Origin of the sequence: Neobacillus endophyticus, assembly GCF_013248975.1 — a bacterium.
Classification (GTDB): Bacteria; Bacillota; Bacilli; order Bacillales; family Cytobacillaceae; genus Neobacillus; species Neobacillus endophyticus.
Genome location: NZ_JABRWH010000001.1, coordinates 3658686 through 3671921, shown reverse-complemented (window position 1 = coordinate 3671921; position 13236 = coordinate 3658686). Strand labels below are relative to the sequence as shown.

Below are 13236 nucleotides of genomic sequence, written 5' to 3'. Positions count from 1 at the left end.
CCTAATTACTTTTCGGTTTGCTTTGAAGGAATGTTAAGAAAGGCTCTCCAAAGCTATCAAGCCTTACCATGTATGCCACAACCATCAGAAAGCCAAGAACAGAACCAACAAGTCCAAAAACTGTTGAAAGTACCAAAACAACGTATTTCATTATTCGTATGGTAATACTGAAAGCATTAATCGGGATCACAAAGTTACAAATGGCCACTGCTGAGGTAATAATAATCATAATATTACTTACCAGCCCTGCTTCTGTAGCTGCCTGCCCCAAGATTAATCCTCCTACGGTTGTGGCTGTAGGGCCGATCGCTTTCGGCAACCTGATACTTGCTTCAGTCAGCATTTCCATCATAAATAGCATGAATAACACTTCAAAAAAAGATGGGTATGGTACCCCTGCTCTGCTCCCCGCAATCGATAACGCAAGCTGTACCCGGAACAGCTCGGGATTATAGCTTGTTACGGCAACATAAAAACCCGGTAGTACCATACTGACAAACAAGCCCACATAGCGTAAAATCTGAAGAAATTTAACTACCCAATAAGTATTGTAAATATCCTCCATCGAGGCTAGAAAGTCCTTCATCACGGTTGGCAATATAACGGCAAAAGGCGATCCATGAACAAGGATGATCACTTTTCCTGTAGCCAGATTGACTGCCACCCTGTCAGGTCTTTCTGTCACAAGCATAACTGGGAAAAGCGCACGATTTGTTTTTTTAATAATGTCTAATAACTGTTCACCGGTTTGAAACATCTGCACATCCAACGTTGTAAGAAATTCTTTAATTCTATTCAATGTGTCAGGATCGGAACGCACAGTATCGTAAAGAATCATTACTTTCGTTTTTGAAATGGACCCCACTGTTGTTGATTCTACCTTCAGTGTGGTTTCCGGATAACGCTGACGGATGAGTCCCAAGTTAACTGGAAGGCTCTCACTAAAACCTGATTGCGGTCCTTGTACCGTTGTTTCAACAGTTGTGTCTAAAACCTGATTATTGTGATCGACTTTATTGTCAAATAAAAAGATATATTCCTGATAAAATAAAATAGCCACTCCACGTAATAATTCATCAAGTGTTTGCTGTTCCGTTTCAAAGGATTTTATTTGCGGATTTGACTGCAAATAAGCAAGAAATTGAACTGGACTCGCAATTTCAAAAAATGGTTTTATTAATTTATCGTAAAATACAGCCTCATCACTAATGGTTTTAATATAAAGAGCTTCTATATATTTTTCTTTTGTATGCAATTCCTTATAAATCACATCCTCCGATTGTTGAATGCGATTTTTTAAACTTTCTTTGATGGTTTCAATCATATTTGTTGGCATTTCCCGAACCCTCTCACCTAAACTGATTCTTTATAACTTCCCATAAAGCTCGGCATTTTATTCTAGAATTCCAATACATTTCTAACAATCAAGTATGGATGCATTCATTTTCGGTTAAGTTATGATTTTTTCGGGAATGCTGTTTTTAGAATCTTTATCTCAAAGATTAATTGTACTTGATGTATAATGACATAATGGCAAAGATACAGTAAAATATCTTTCATTCCTTAAAATTCAATCATAAGACTAAAGGAGATTTTATGATAAGAACGATCGCCATTACGAAGAACCATGAAATTATAAAAGACGTAGAAATTCCTAAACTAGTAAATGGAGATTATCTTTGGTATTGGATCGATTTTAACCAGCCCAATACGGATGAATGTGAATACTTGAAAACACCTCTATCTTTTCATCCGTTGGCGATTGAGGATTGCATGCATTATTTACAACGACCAAAGCTTGACTACTATAAGGATCATACGTTTCTGGTAACTCAAGCCATTAATCAAGATTCTCTTGAAAAAGAGGAGATTGATTTTTTCCTTAGTGAGAATTACATTGTCACCTTCCATCAACATTCTTCCTATGAAATAACGGAAGTCTGGAATCGTCTGGTGCAAACCGAGATTTCTGATAAATGGGACCCGTCCCATGTGTTATACTTAATTATCGATAAAATGGTGGATAATTATTTCCCTCCAGTGTATAAAATTGAAGACAGATTAAATGAAATTGATGAAAATTCAAAAGGGCGAGGAATGGAGGCTCTACTTGATGATCTATTTCACACCCGTCATCAGCTGGTTTCTTTAAGACATACGATTACCCCCATGCGGGATCTGCTTTACAGAATCTTAAATTCTCAGCGGGTAACAGAAATTAAAGGGAAAACCGTATATTTTTCTGATGTTCATGATCATCTGCTCAAATTGACAGAAATGATTGAAGCCAATCGCGAGCTTACAACTGATATTCGGGACAGTTATATTTCGATTAATTCGCATCAAACAAACCATGTTATGAAAATATTAACGGTTATCACTACCATTTTTATGCCCATCACATTTATTGTCGGACTATACGGGATGAATTTTCGCTATATGCCTGAGTTAACTTGGAAATATGGTTATTTTGTTACATTATTTGTTATGTTTGTTATTACAGTTGGTATGTCATGGTGGTTTAAGCGAAAGGGATGGTTTAAATAAATTTATATTGAAAAAGTGATAGGGTTTTGGTATTTTTGAATAGTATAAATTATTGAATTTGTTCCAATTTATTACATTTACTATACCTAAAGTATATACATATATATAATAAGAAGGTACTATATGAAAGGGGGAACGCAGATGTCATATGCCAATACAGAGGAAACGATCTCCATCCTGAGGAAGATTTTAGCCATTCCCAGCCCTTCCGGCAATACAAATGAAGTCATTTCTTTTGTTGAGAAATTTCTTACTGAACTGGAAATAGAAACGACTAGAAATCGCAAAGGCGGATTAATTGCCACGATTAAAGGAATAGATTCAAGCAAACATCGAATCTTGACTGCGCATGTTGACACACTTGGAGCGATGGTAAAGGAAATTAAAGCTAATGGCCGATTAAAAATAGACTTGATTGGCGGATTTAAATTTAATTCCATCGAAGGCGAGTATTGTCAAATCGAAACTGCCAGCGGTAAGAAATATACCGGAACCATTCTGATGCATCAAACATCTGTTCATGTTTATAAAGACGCAGGCAAAGCTGAACGCAATCAGGAGAATATCGAAATCCGAATTGATGAGAAAGTACATACACCTGAAGAAGTCAGAGCACTTGGTATTGAAGTCGGGGATTTTGTTTCATTTGACCCAAGAATCGAAGTCACACCAAGCGGTTATATTAAATCGCGTCATTTAGATGATAAAGCAAGTGTTGCCATCCTTCTTCAATTAATGAAACAGTTAAAATCAGAAAATATGGCTTTGCCATATACAACTCATTTTTTAATTTCTAATAATGAAGAAATCGGCTACGGAGGAAACTCTAACATAACTCCTGAAACTGTTGAATATTTAGCAGTTGACATGGGGGCTATGGGTGATGGACAATCAACAGATGAGTATACGGTATCGATCTGTGCGAAAGATGCAAGCGGACCATATCATTATGAATTGCGAAAACACTTAGTTCAGCTTGCTGAAGCTAATAAAATTAAATATAAATTGGATATTTATCCTTACTATGGATCCGATGCCTCTGCGGCAATCCGTTCCGGACATGATATTGTTCACGGTCTTATAGGACCAGGAATTGATTCATCCCATGCATTTGAGCGGACACATCAGTCATCCATTGAAAATACTGCTAAGCTATTATATCACTATGTGCTATCTGACTTAGTTTTGTAAAAATATCTACCATTCTTATCTTTCTTTTTAAACATAGGCATCCTGTAAGATAAGACCAAGTGGGATCCACTAGGTCTTTTTTCCTGCGTACAAGTTCATTCAAGCCTTGATGTTAAATCTAGTATTATGAGAATCTGCGTAGATTTAAATTGTGAACATTTATACATTGGATAGTTTATTCTCATCATTTTCTCATGAAAAATTTATTGCAACAAAATAAAAACGGAATTATGATAAATTAGGTCACTTGAGGAAAGATAGTAAGAAAGGCGCAAAATGCTTAAATTATATATTTCGTTTACCGCAAAAGATTTTTCTCATGAGGTTAATTTTTTTATGGGGGGGTCACTCCGCCGTGTTGGATAAAATAAAAGTCTTTTTCGCGAATCAAAAATTAAAATGGATCGCAAGATTTGCCTATTATTTGCTGATACTCCTGTTATTATTTTTTATGTACGGATTTAACGATGCAAATGCCGGTACTTATATTTATAACGACTTTTAATGGGGGGTAGCAAAAGATGAAACTTTTAAATACAATCAGAGAGCTTGCACTGTCACAACCAAAGGCAAAGGCATACATATCTCCAGAAATTGAAATCACATACGATCAACTATGGCAACAGTCAGAACAAGTGGCTGCTTTTCTTCTTAAACAAGACTTGAAAAAGCAATCGCCGATATTGGTATACGGACATATGGAACCCGGTATGATCATATCTTTCTTAGGATGTGTAAAAGCCGGTCATCCTTACATACCTGTGGATACTTCCATTCCGATGGAAAGAGTAATAAAAATCATATCCAGCGCCCATTCCGGACTTGTGATTAACAATTCTAATCAGCCTTTACATCTAAATTCGGATGCTTCGATTATAAATTATGATGTATTGTTGACATCACAAACTAAGGCTGAACCGGTTGACACTTCGAATTGGGTCAAAGAAGATGAAAATTTTTATATCATTTTTACTTCGGGAAGTACCGGAAATCCGAAAGGTGTTCAAATTTCAGCAAATAATTTACAAAGTTTTATTAATTGGATGGTCGAAGATTTTCCTATTAATGGAAATCTCTGTTTTCTAAATCAGGCTCCTTATTCCTTTGATTTATCTGTTATGGATATTTATCCTGCTCTTGCAAGCGGGGGATCCATCTTTTCTATAACAAAGGAAATGATTGCTAGACCGAAGCTATTATTTGAAGCATTGGAAAAATCAAATACGCAAGTATGGACATCTACCCCATCGTTTGCACAAATGTGTTTGATGGATCCATCTTTTAATCAGGATTTGCTTCCTGAATTAGCTGTATTTTTATTTTGTGGAGAAATTCTTCCTGTATCAGTTAGCAAGCAATTAATGGAAAGATTTCCGAATGCAAAAATATTTAATACTTACGGTCCAACCGAAGCAACAGTCGCTATTACTTCCATTGAGGTCACGGATGAAATTTTAAATAAACACCAAAATCTTCCGATCGGAGTCGCTAAGTCAGACACGCAAATTTTACTTCTAGATGAAAATGGTGCTGAGGTTCCTGCTGGAGAAAAAGGTGAGATGATCATTGTCGGTCCTGGAGTAAGTAAAGGTTACTTAGGACAAAAAGAGTTAACGGATAAAGCATTCTTTGAATATTCCGGCCAGCAGGCTTATAGAACGGGTGATGCGGGCTATCGGGATGAAGATGGACTTTTATTCTATAAAGGTAGAATTGATTTCCAAATTAAACTGCATGGCTACAGAATGGAACTCGAGGAAATCGAGTACCATATTGCCAAATCAAATTATGTGAAGTCAGCAGTTGTCATACCTGTATATCAAAATGAAAAAATCGAGTACTTATTAGCTGCGATCGTGCCGAGCGAGCATGATTTTGAAAAAGAATATCAATTAACCAGTGCGATAAAAAAAGAATTGGGCGAGTTAATTCCAGCATATATGATTCCAAGAAAGTTCACCTATCATGATGAACTTCCTATCACCGCAAACGGGAAAATGGACCGAAAAAAGATTAAGGAATTGGTATTACAATGACACCATATGGTTCGTTTACATTCTTTTTCATTATTGCCGCCCTTTTAGCACCAACCGTCATTCTCGGTTTAATGGGCAAAAGATTTCATACTTATAATATGATCGTTACTTTCATTGCCCTCTGTTTAATTTTCTCGTCCAATCTTAGGCAAGCGATCGCATTAATTATCTTTACGTTTTGGCAGGTACTTTTGATAAAGGCCTATATTTCATATCGTAAAAACGCAAACAGTACAACCGTTTTTTATTTTGCTGTGATAGGGTCCATCCTGCCTTTAGCTATATCAAAATTATTGCCATATTTTTCAATGATTAATTTTATTGGATTTCTTGGTATTTCGTATTTAACTTTTAAAGGCACGCAAATTGTGATGGAGACACGGGATGGTTTAATCAAACAGGATCTCCCACTCCATCGCCTGCTATACTTTATTTTGTTTTTCCCTACCATCTCCTCTGGTCCGATTGATCGCTATCGGCGATTTGATAAGGATTTAGAAACCAGTCTTACAGGAGAACAATATAAGCTTTATCTATATGAGGGAATGAACAAAATCTTTCTTGGATTTTTGTATAAATACATTATTGGTTACTCGATTAATCATTATTTTATTGCTAATTTAGGTTCAATAGCTCACAGCCATTTTCAGAATAACCTTTACTATATGTATGCTTATAGTATGTATCTCTTTTTTGATTTTGCCGGATATAGCAACTTCGCTATTGGTGTGAGTTATATTATGGGGATTAAATCTCCGGAAAACTTTAATAAACCATTTCTCAGCCGGAATATTAAAGATTTCTGGAATCGCTGGCATATGAGCCTATCCTTCTGGTTTAGAGATTATGTTTATATGCGTTTTGTATTTATGGTAACGAAGAAAAAATGGATAAAAAATCGTAATACCATTTCGAATCTTGGATATATTTTATTATTTTTATTAATGGGTGTTTGGCATGGATTAGCCATTCAATATATTTTATATGGTGCGTATCATGCATTGATAATGGTAGTGTATAATTCATTTGAACGTTTTAATAAAAAACACAAATGGTGGCCGCAAAATAGATTCACACATGTGCTGGCTGTTATTATCACCTTCCATTTCATCTGTTTTGGATTTTATATTTTCTCAGGATATTTTATTAAAGGAGCTTAGAAAAAATGGATATTAGAAATGAAGTCATTAACTTATTAGCAGAAATTTGTCAGGATGATGTTGTAAAAGAAAATCCGGATATCGATTTATTTGATTCAGGATTATTAGATTCTTTTGGTACAGTCGAATTGCTTGTTCAAGCTGAAGAACGTTTTGGAATTCCAGTACCAATTACTGAATTCGATCGCGATACTTGGAATACGCCTAATAATATTGCCAACCAGTTGGCTGATCGGAAATGAAAAAAGCAATATTCTCACCCATGATCGCAGCCTTTCTAGTTCTAATTATTTTGGTTACAATACCAAATCAATGGATTGAGAGTATGATTCCCAAAGATAGAGTTGCTCAGGCTGCGACAGAATTAGATCCAATCATGTTTCAGGGAAAATACATCCAGCAAGCAATGCTTGATGATAATAGCTATTTGCCAATGTATGGTTCCAGTGAATTAGCAAGACTTGATAAGTTCCACCCGTCCAATTATTTCCAAGAAACCAAGGCTCCATTTACCCCTTTTCTTGTGGGACGGGGCGGAACAGAATCGCTTATTCATTTATTGAATTTTTCGGAGCATATTGATCAGTTAAAAGGGAAAAAAATCGTTTTCGTTTTGTCCCCTCAATGGTTTCAGCGCAAAGGAACAGATGAATCACATTTTGTTCCAAACTACTCCTCACTGCAAGGATATGATTTTGCCTTTAATCAAAATATCAATCCTAAAGTGAAGAGAAAGGCCATTAAAAGACTGTTACGATTTACTCCAGTTAATAGTGATCCAATTCTGTCTACCTTATATAAAGCAGAAATTACCAATGACCCATGGACAAAAGGAAAAGCTATGGCAGTTCGTCCTATAGCTCTCGCCTACAAAAACTTACTTGAGAAAAAAGATTTATATTACTCTTTAGTAGGCAGTACACCTGCTAGCCGTGAAATGAGCCGCGGTGTAAAGGATAAATCTTGGAACCAATTAGAGTCACTGGCGAATGAAGAAGGCTCAGGGTTATCGACGAACAATAAATTTTATATCAGCAATTATCAGTACAATAAAATTAAAAAGCTTGTTCCTTCCCTCAAGGGAGGAAAAAAGCACATGACATATGGAACTGGCCCCGAGTATCGCGATTTTCAGTTGGTTCTTGACTTACTAAAAGAATCTGGTGCCAAACCATTGTTTATTTCAGTACCTTGTAATGGTTATTGGTATGATTATACCGGGTTCCCAAAAGAAGGGCGTATCGCCTACTATAATCGAATTAGGAACCAAGTTTTGAAAATGGGCTTCCCTATCGCTGATTTTTCCAAACATGAATATGATCCCTATTTCCTTAAGGATACAATTCATATAGGATGGAAAGGCTGGGTATATACGGACAGAGCTATACAAGATTTTTATAAAGGTGTTAAAAATCCAAACGATGAAGTCATTTGGCCCCATTAGGGACTAAATGACTTTTCTTATTTTAGCCACAAAAACGTAACTAGAACATTACATGATAAAAGGTTATAATAATGGTAAAGTATAATGAACCTACTTGGTTAGGAGATGAAAAATCATGCTTTCAAATATTGGTGTACCAGGCTTAATATTAATATTAATTGTTGCTTTGGTGATTTTTGGCCCGAATAAATTACCTGAAATCGGACGTGCTGCCGGAAAGTCAATTCGAGAATTTAAAAAGGCAACCGAAGGAATTGCTGATGATATAAAAGAAGAAATAAAAGCAGATGTGAAAGAAGCAAAAGAACAATCCGTTGATTTGAAAAAGTAATATAATCATAATCAAAAGGCATTCCCAAAATAGTGGGAATGCCTTTAAAATTGTTTATTTTCTAGTTTTGTCAGCTAATGCTTGAAATTGGTTCATTAATTTTTGCCGTGATTTTTGATTTCGCAGCAAATAGGCAGCTCCTAATGCAACAGTCGCCATCATTAATTTCCTTCCTGCCAAAGTGAGGCCTCCTTTGAACGAAATGTAATTATGATTCTTGTCATTAAAGAAATGATTTACCCTGCAATCAGAAAAAGTACGAAATAAAATCACGGTTGGATTTATGAACGATTCCTATTTCGCTAATAATCCCTTCATTTTTGCATTTTGTTGCTTGTAGTGTACTAACATTTGATTTAATAATGCGGCTGCTTGTGTATTGTCCTTTTTCTCCACTGCTAATTTCAACTCATGATAGGTCTTCCAATGTCCCTTTTCTTTTCCATCATGTATTTTTTTAACAAATTCTTCCTTTGTGATCTTTCCTTCATCCAGTTGCTTTTTCAATGCATTAAACTTAGCCATTTTTTCACTTTTCCATTGTTCCCGCTTTTTAGCATTAGCTGGGCTCATCCATTGATTAAAAAGCTGCTTCTTCTCTGCAAGAACAGTTGTCCATTCAGCTTTCTTCTCAGGTGTATATTGCCCAACCCAAGTGAGCAGATTCTGCTCTCTTTGAGCCATTATAGCCTGAAAATCCTTATGGTGCATATGATGATGTCTGCTGCCATCATCTTGACAATTACATGGTTTGTTTGGGTCCGTTATTGTTCTTTGGTCGCTGTTGGTGTCAGGCACCGTACCTTGAGCCCCTGCCAGCCCAGGGACAGAAAATAATAATCCAGCTGACAGTACTATGCTTTTTAATTTCATCATGTTCACCTTCCGATTATTTATAGTTAGAAGAATATACCAGATTTGGTTGGCACGAAGTTATGTTGCCCAATTTTTATAGAATCATGTATAGAATTTATAAAAGTTTTCTCCCGTCATTCCCCCATGCAAAAAGGCAAATAACCTAATTCTGTTATTGCAGAATCAGATTATTTGCCTTGTATTATTAAAACTTTATTTAGATAAGATGATCCTATCAAAAATTACTGCCATTCTAAGAATTCCAGTCTGTTGCCAAAGGGATCATGGACATGAATACGATCTGCACCAGGGAGGTTATCGTCTTCGGTAAAGGAAACAGCCTTTTCACGAAGGTGATTTTTTAGCTCTTGAATATTTTCAACTACAAAAGCAGGATGCGCCTTCTTAGCCGGGGTAAACGGTTCTTCTACACCAATATGAATTTGAAATGTTCCAAACTCAAACCAGACTCCTCCCCTTTTCTTTAGCTCTTCTGGTTTCTCTACCTCAATTAGCCCCAGGATACTGCCGAAAAATTCTCTTGCTAAATTTTCACAGCCTTTGGGTGCTGCAAGCTGGACGTGGTCAATTTTTTTTATCACAAATGGCATTTAGATCCCCCCGTTTTTTTACTATTCTCCACTATTTTATAAAATTATCAATTTTCTAGCAATTTTTTAGATTTACGTTGTTGCACGAATAAAAAAGCTATTCCCGTATATGTCAGGAATAACTTAAACACTAATAAACGTCTTTTTTAGTAAAAACCAGAAATGAAACAAGCAGCGCCGCAGCCCACCATATTAGCAGTACAATCATGGAAAACGCTAACGTCATTCCTTCAATGGGCGGCGGATTGCCTGCCAAGTAATCCGTTAACTGTAGGTTCACCATGAATAGGTATTTCGCAGATTGCCAGGAAGAAACCATATTACTTAATATGGCGCCTGATATTAATGCTGCAAGCATAACTCCCATACCGGCGGCAGTACTGCGTATTAAAACTGAAAGCATAAACGATAATGTGCCAACCACGACAGCCACGTACCACACAAGGCCAAAATCCATAAGTAAAAATTGCCATAGACTTAGCAGTTTTACATTTGAGGTATTAAGCCCGTTATTTGTTACGTTGAAACCTGTTAAAATCGGCGCACCCCACCCTCTAAATCCAAATACAAATCCAGAAATGACATATGATAGGATTCCGGCAATTGCAACAATCAATGATACAGCAAGGATCAAAGTAAAATATTTACTTAAAAGCACTTTCCATCTTTTCACTGGCCTTGTCAACAAAAGCTTAATCGTGCCTAGACCATGCTCTGATGAAACCAAGTCACTAGCGATTACCATGACCATTAAAGGTATAAATAAACCGATAGAGTTTTCTAGAAAAATTCTTACGAAGGTCGGAGCACCGGGTGCAGTCGGATTTATATCGTGATCTAAATAATATTGCTCCTGTTTGATCGAAATTTTTATCTCTTTTTTCCACTCATCGGAGATTCCGGTGCTGCTTAAACGATTCGTCATATCCACAATCTGTTTCTGTACAATCGTTCTCCAATCACTTGTGCCCAGTTTTTCACGCTGTGTTTGGACTTGCTTAAATTGAGCATATGTAAATAATGCGACTAGTACACCAATGATCAGAGCTATTACTACAAGTCGTTTCTTAGATATTAGTTTCATCATTTCGTTTTGGATCAGATTACTCAATAGTCTCCCCTCCTGTAAGCTCGAGGAACAAATCTTCAAGAACTGGCATTTTCCGGCTCATTTCGAGTATGGCGATCCCCTCATCCACCAGTTTTTTATTCCATTCAGGAATTTTTTGCTCATCAAATTCTGTCAGGATGTAAACATCATCCTTTTCTTCTATTGTTGTAAGTGAACGTAATACCGATCTGCCTTTCACGAAAGGATGCAAACGCCATTGCACTCTTTCTCGATTTTCAAGCAATTTTTCTACGGTATCAATCCTTATAATAGTCCCCTTGGAAATAATGGCGACTCTGTCACATAAAAGTTGAATTTCACTTAATAAATGACTTGAAACTAGGACACTCAAGCCTTCCTTTTCAGCAAGATAGCGAATAAACTGTCTCATTTCACGAATCCCTGCAGGATCTAATCCATTTGTTGGTTCATCAAGAATTAATACTTTCGGCTCACCCAAAAGCGCCTGGGCAATTCCAAGTCGCTGCCGCATCCCAAGAGAGTAAGTTTTCACCTTATCATGGATTCTTTCTGTCAAACCCACTAGTTTTACAACCTCTTTAATCCGTTTCTCACTCACTCCATCAAGCATTCTGATAAAATGCAGCAGGTTGTTGTAACCTGATAAATAAGGATACAATTCCGGATTTTCTACAATACAGCCCAGATTTTTCATTGCCTGCTGAAACTGTCTGTCAAGTTGATAACCGCAAATCCGGATGCTTCCAGAAGTTGGTTTAATCAAGCCGACAAGCATACGGATCGTTGTTGTTTTCCCAGCACCATTCGGGCCAAGAAAACCAAAAACCTCCCCCTCTTTCAAATTAAATGTCAATCCTTTTATAATCTCTTTTTTTCCGATTTTCTTTTTTAAATCTATTACTTCTAATGTTACCTTTTTATCCATATTAAAAACTCCTTACCAGGTGAGCAATGATGCTACCCGCTCCGCGATTAACCTGTATCCTTTTGTGTTAGGGTGAAACTTATCAGAATAAAGGTAATCATTTACCTTTAACTCAAACAAATCAAATGTTGGAACAAAAACGATCTTTGGAAAATCTGCGCTGGCTTCTGCACTATCATAATTCCATTTTCTAATGACCTTGGCCATCTCTTTACCTTGTGCCAAATCCATAAATGGATTGTATAATCCAACAAAGAACACATTTGCACTAGGATTGTTACGGCGTATTTGTTGGAATATAAACTTTAAATTACCTAGATATTTCCTTTCAATGACAGCAATATCTCTAGTTTGATAATCCATCAAACCTTGTCCACCACGAAATAAATCATTACCGCCAATGGTCAGTAAGATCACATCTGCCTTTTGCAGCTGTCTTCCCACTTCGATCTGCTGAATTTGTTGACGCAACTGATCTGAAGTTTGACCATTGATTCCTAAATTTGTAAGCCGGACTGTTTTATTAGTTTTTTTCTTAATTTCATCCACAACATCACCAACATAACCTTTCCCTGTTTCATCTCCTGTTCCTCTTGTTAATGAATCACCTAACGCAACAATCGTCAGCTCTTTTTTGGTCTCCACCTTTTTATCCACTCTGCTAAGCTTTGGAATGATATCCGGTTTGTCAGCATAATACTCCTTAAACGTAACCCCCAGCCCAAAAATGCAAATAAGGCAAAAGAGGATCGCAACTACAGTGATGGTACGAATACTATTTTTATTCAAAACAACCATCCTTTCCGCCCTTTTCTTTCATTTAAACATAGTTGAATCGTGAATCAAAATCTCAGTACTAACCATTTGAAATATTTAAATTTCGGACATATTTTTCTAAAGAACACTCCCCGACTGGCGAGCCCGTAAGGGCGAAGACAGAGGCGTAGTTCGTCAAAAGCACAGCTTCTCGACTGCGAGGCTAATGCTCACAAAGCATTTCTTCGTGCACTTATGCCTGATAAGGAAGGTATACTTTCCTATCG

15 protein-coding genes are annotated in these 13236 nt (G+C 36.7%); 8 read left to right on the top strand and 7 right to left on the bottom strand.

Annotation, left to right across the window (positions count from 1 at the left end):
• Position 1: 1 nt before the first annotated feature.
• The gene (locus tag HPT25_RS18130) at positions 2-1336 is read right to left on the bottom strand and encodes a spore germination protein (protein ID WP_173067289.1); all 1335 of its coding nucleotides are present in this window, start codon (positions 1334-1336) and stop codon (positions 2-4) included.
• A 260-nt stretch (positions 1337-1596) separates the two neighbouring features.
• Between HPT25_RS18130 and corA the strand changes: the two genes are divergently transcribed.
• The 8 genes from corA to HPT25_RS18090 all read left to right on the top strand — a co-directional run bounded on the left by corA (position 1597) and on the right by HPT25_RS18090 (position 8709).
• On the top strand, positions 1597-2547 hold the full coding sequence (corA, locus tag HPT25_RS18125) for a magnesium/cobalt transporter CorA (protein WP_173067286.1): 951 nt from the start codon (positions 1597-1599) through the stop codon (positions 2545-2547).
• Positions 2548-2688: 141 nt separating this feature from the next.
• On the top strand, positions 2689-3738 hold the full coding sequence (locus HPT25_RS18120) for a M42 family metallopeptidase (RefSeq protein WP_173067283.1): 1050 nt from the start codon (positions 2689-2691) through the stop codon (positions 3736-3738).
• A gap of 355 nt (positions 3739-4093) precedes the next feature.
• Positions 4094-4243: a teichoic acid D-Ala incorporation-associated protein DltX gene (locus tag HPT25_RS18115; RefSeq protein ID WP_312857303.1), complete on the top strand. Its 150-nt coding sequence runs from the start codon at positions 4094-4096 to the stop codon at positions 4241-4243.
• Positions 4244-4259: 16 nt separating this feature from the next.
• The gene (dltA, locus tag HPT25_RS18110; RefSeq protein WP_173067277.1) at positions 4260-5774 is read left to right on the top strand and encodes a D-alanine--poly(phosphoribitol) ligase subunit DltA; all 1515 of its coding nucleotides are present in this window, start codon (positions 4260-4262) and stop codon (positions 5772-5774) included.
• Complete coding sequence (dltB, locus tag HPT25_RS18105) at positions 5771-6934, top strand: D-alanyl-lipoteichoic acid biosynthesis protein DltB (protein WP_173067274.1); 1164 nt, start codon at positions 5771-5773, stop codon at positions 6932-6934. Before dltA ends, dltB begins: the two co-directional genes overlap by 4 nt.
• Before the next feature lie 5 nt (positions 6935-6939).
• Positions 6940-7176: a D-alanine--poly(phosphoribitol) ligase subunit 2 gene (gene dltC, locus HPT25_RS18100; RefSeq protein ID WP_173067271.1), complete on the top strand. Its 237-nt coding sequence runs from the start codon at positions 6940-6942 to the stop codon at positions 7174-7176.
• On the top strand, positions 7173-8378 hold the full coding sequence (gene dltD, locus HPT25_RS18095) for a D-alanyl-lipoteichoic acid biosynthesis protein DltD (RefSeq protein WP_173067268.1): 1206 nt from the start codon (positions 7173-7175) through the stop codon (positions 8376-8378). Before dltC ends, dltD begins: the two co-directional genes overlap by 4 nt.
• A gap of 115 nt (positions 8379-8493) precedes the next feature.
• Complete coding sequence (locus HPT25_RS18090) at positions 8494-8709, top strand: twin-arginine translocase TatA/TatE family subunit (protein WP_173067265.1); 216 nt, start codon at positions 8494-8496, stop codon at positions 8707-8709.
• Positions 8710-8763: 54 nt separating this feature from the next.
• Here the strand turns inward: HPT25_RS18090 and HPT25_RS29095 are convergent, their stop codons facing one another.
• From HPT25_RS29095 to HPT25_RS18065, 6 genes are all read right to left on the bottom strand, one after another.
• Positions 8764-8889 (bottom strand): hypothetical protein, encoded by a 126-nt coding sequence (locus tag HPT25_RS29095; RefSeq protein ID WP_281368289.1) that lies wholly within the window; start codon positions 8887-8889, stop codon positions 8764-8766.
• Positions 8890-9003: 114 nt separating this feature from the next.
• Positions 9004-9585: a hypothetical protein gene (locus HPT25_RS18085; RefSeq protein ID WP_173067262.1), complete on the bottom strand. Its 582-nt coding sequence runs from the start codon at positions 9583-9585 to the stop codon at positions 9004-9006.
• 221 nt (positions 9586-9806) lie between these two features.
• On the bottom strand, positions 9807-10175 hold the full coding sequence (locus HPT25_RS18080; protein WP_173067259.1) for a VOC family protein: 369 nt from the start codon (positions 10173-10175) through the stop codon (positions 9807-9809).
• Between the two features lie 130 nt (positions 10176-10305).
• Positions 10306-11286 carry a DUF2705 family protein gene (locus HPT25_RS18075; protein WP_173067257.1) on the bottom strand — a complete coding sequence of 327 codons (981 nt, stop codon included), beginning with the start codon at positions 11284-11286 and terminating at the stop codon, positions 10306-10308.
• On the bottom strand, positions 11279-12193 hold the full coding sequence (locus HPT25_RS18070) for an ABC transporter ATP-binding protein (protein ID WP_173067253.1): 915 nt from the start codon (positions 12191-12193) through the stop codon (positions 11279-11281). Before HPT25_RS18070 ends, HPT25_RS18075 begins: the two co-directional genes overlap by 8 nt.
• 12 nt (positions 12194-12205) lie before the next feature.
• Complete coding sequence (locus HPT25_RS18065) at positions 12206-12982, bottom strand: SGNH/GDSL hydrolase family protein (protein WP_246277221.1); 777 nt, start codon at positions 12980-12982, stop codon at positions 12206-12208.
• Positions 12983-13236 lie beyond the last annotated feature (254 nt).

Bases quoted from the DNA above. Each gene is read 5' to 3' on its own strand.
- HPT25_RS18130 (WP_173067289.1), bottom strand. From the start codon at position 1,336: ATGCCAACAAATATGATTGAAACCATCAAAGAAAGTTTAAAAAATCGC.
- dltA (WP_173067277.1), top strand. From the start codon at position 4,260: ATGAAACTTTTAAATACAATCAGAGAGCTTGCACTGTCACAACCAAAG.
- dltD (WP_173067268.1), top strand. From the start codon at position 7,173: ATGAAAAAAGCAATATTCTCACCCATGATCGCAGCCTTTCTAGTTCTA.
- HPT25_RS18120 (WP_173067283.1), top strand. From the start codon at position 2,689: ATGTCATATGCCAATACAGAGGAAACGATCTCCATCCTGAGGAAGATT.
- HPT25_RS18085 (WP_173067262.1), bottom strand. From the start codon at position 9,585: ATGATGAAATTAAAAAGCATAGTACTGTCAGCTGGATTATTATTTTCT.
- HPT25_RS18090 (WP_173067265.1), top strand. From the start codon at position 8,494: ATGCTTTCAAATATTGGTGTACCAGGCTTAATATTAATATTAATTGTT.
- HPT25_RS18080 (WP_173067259.1), bottom strand. From the start codon at position 10,175: ATGCCATTTGTGATAAAAAAAATTGACCACGTCCAGCTTGCAGCACCC.
- corA (WP_173067286.1), top strand. From the start codon at position 1,597: ATGATAAGAACGATCGCCATTACGAAGAACCATGAAATTATAAAAGAC.
- dltB (WP_173067274.1), top strand. From the start codon at position 5,771: ATGACACCATATGGTTCGTTTACATTCTTTTTCATTATTGCCGCCCTT.
- HPT25_RS18070 (WP_173067253.1), bottom strand. From the start codon at position 12,193: ATGGATAAAAAGGTAACATTAGAAGTAATAGATTTAAAAAAGAAAATC.
- dltC (WP_173067271.1), top strand. From the start codon at position 6,940: ATGGATATTAGAAATGAAGTCATTAACTTATTAGCAGAAATTTGTCAG.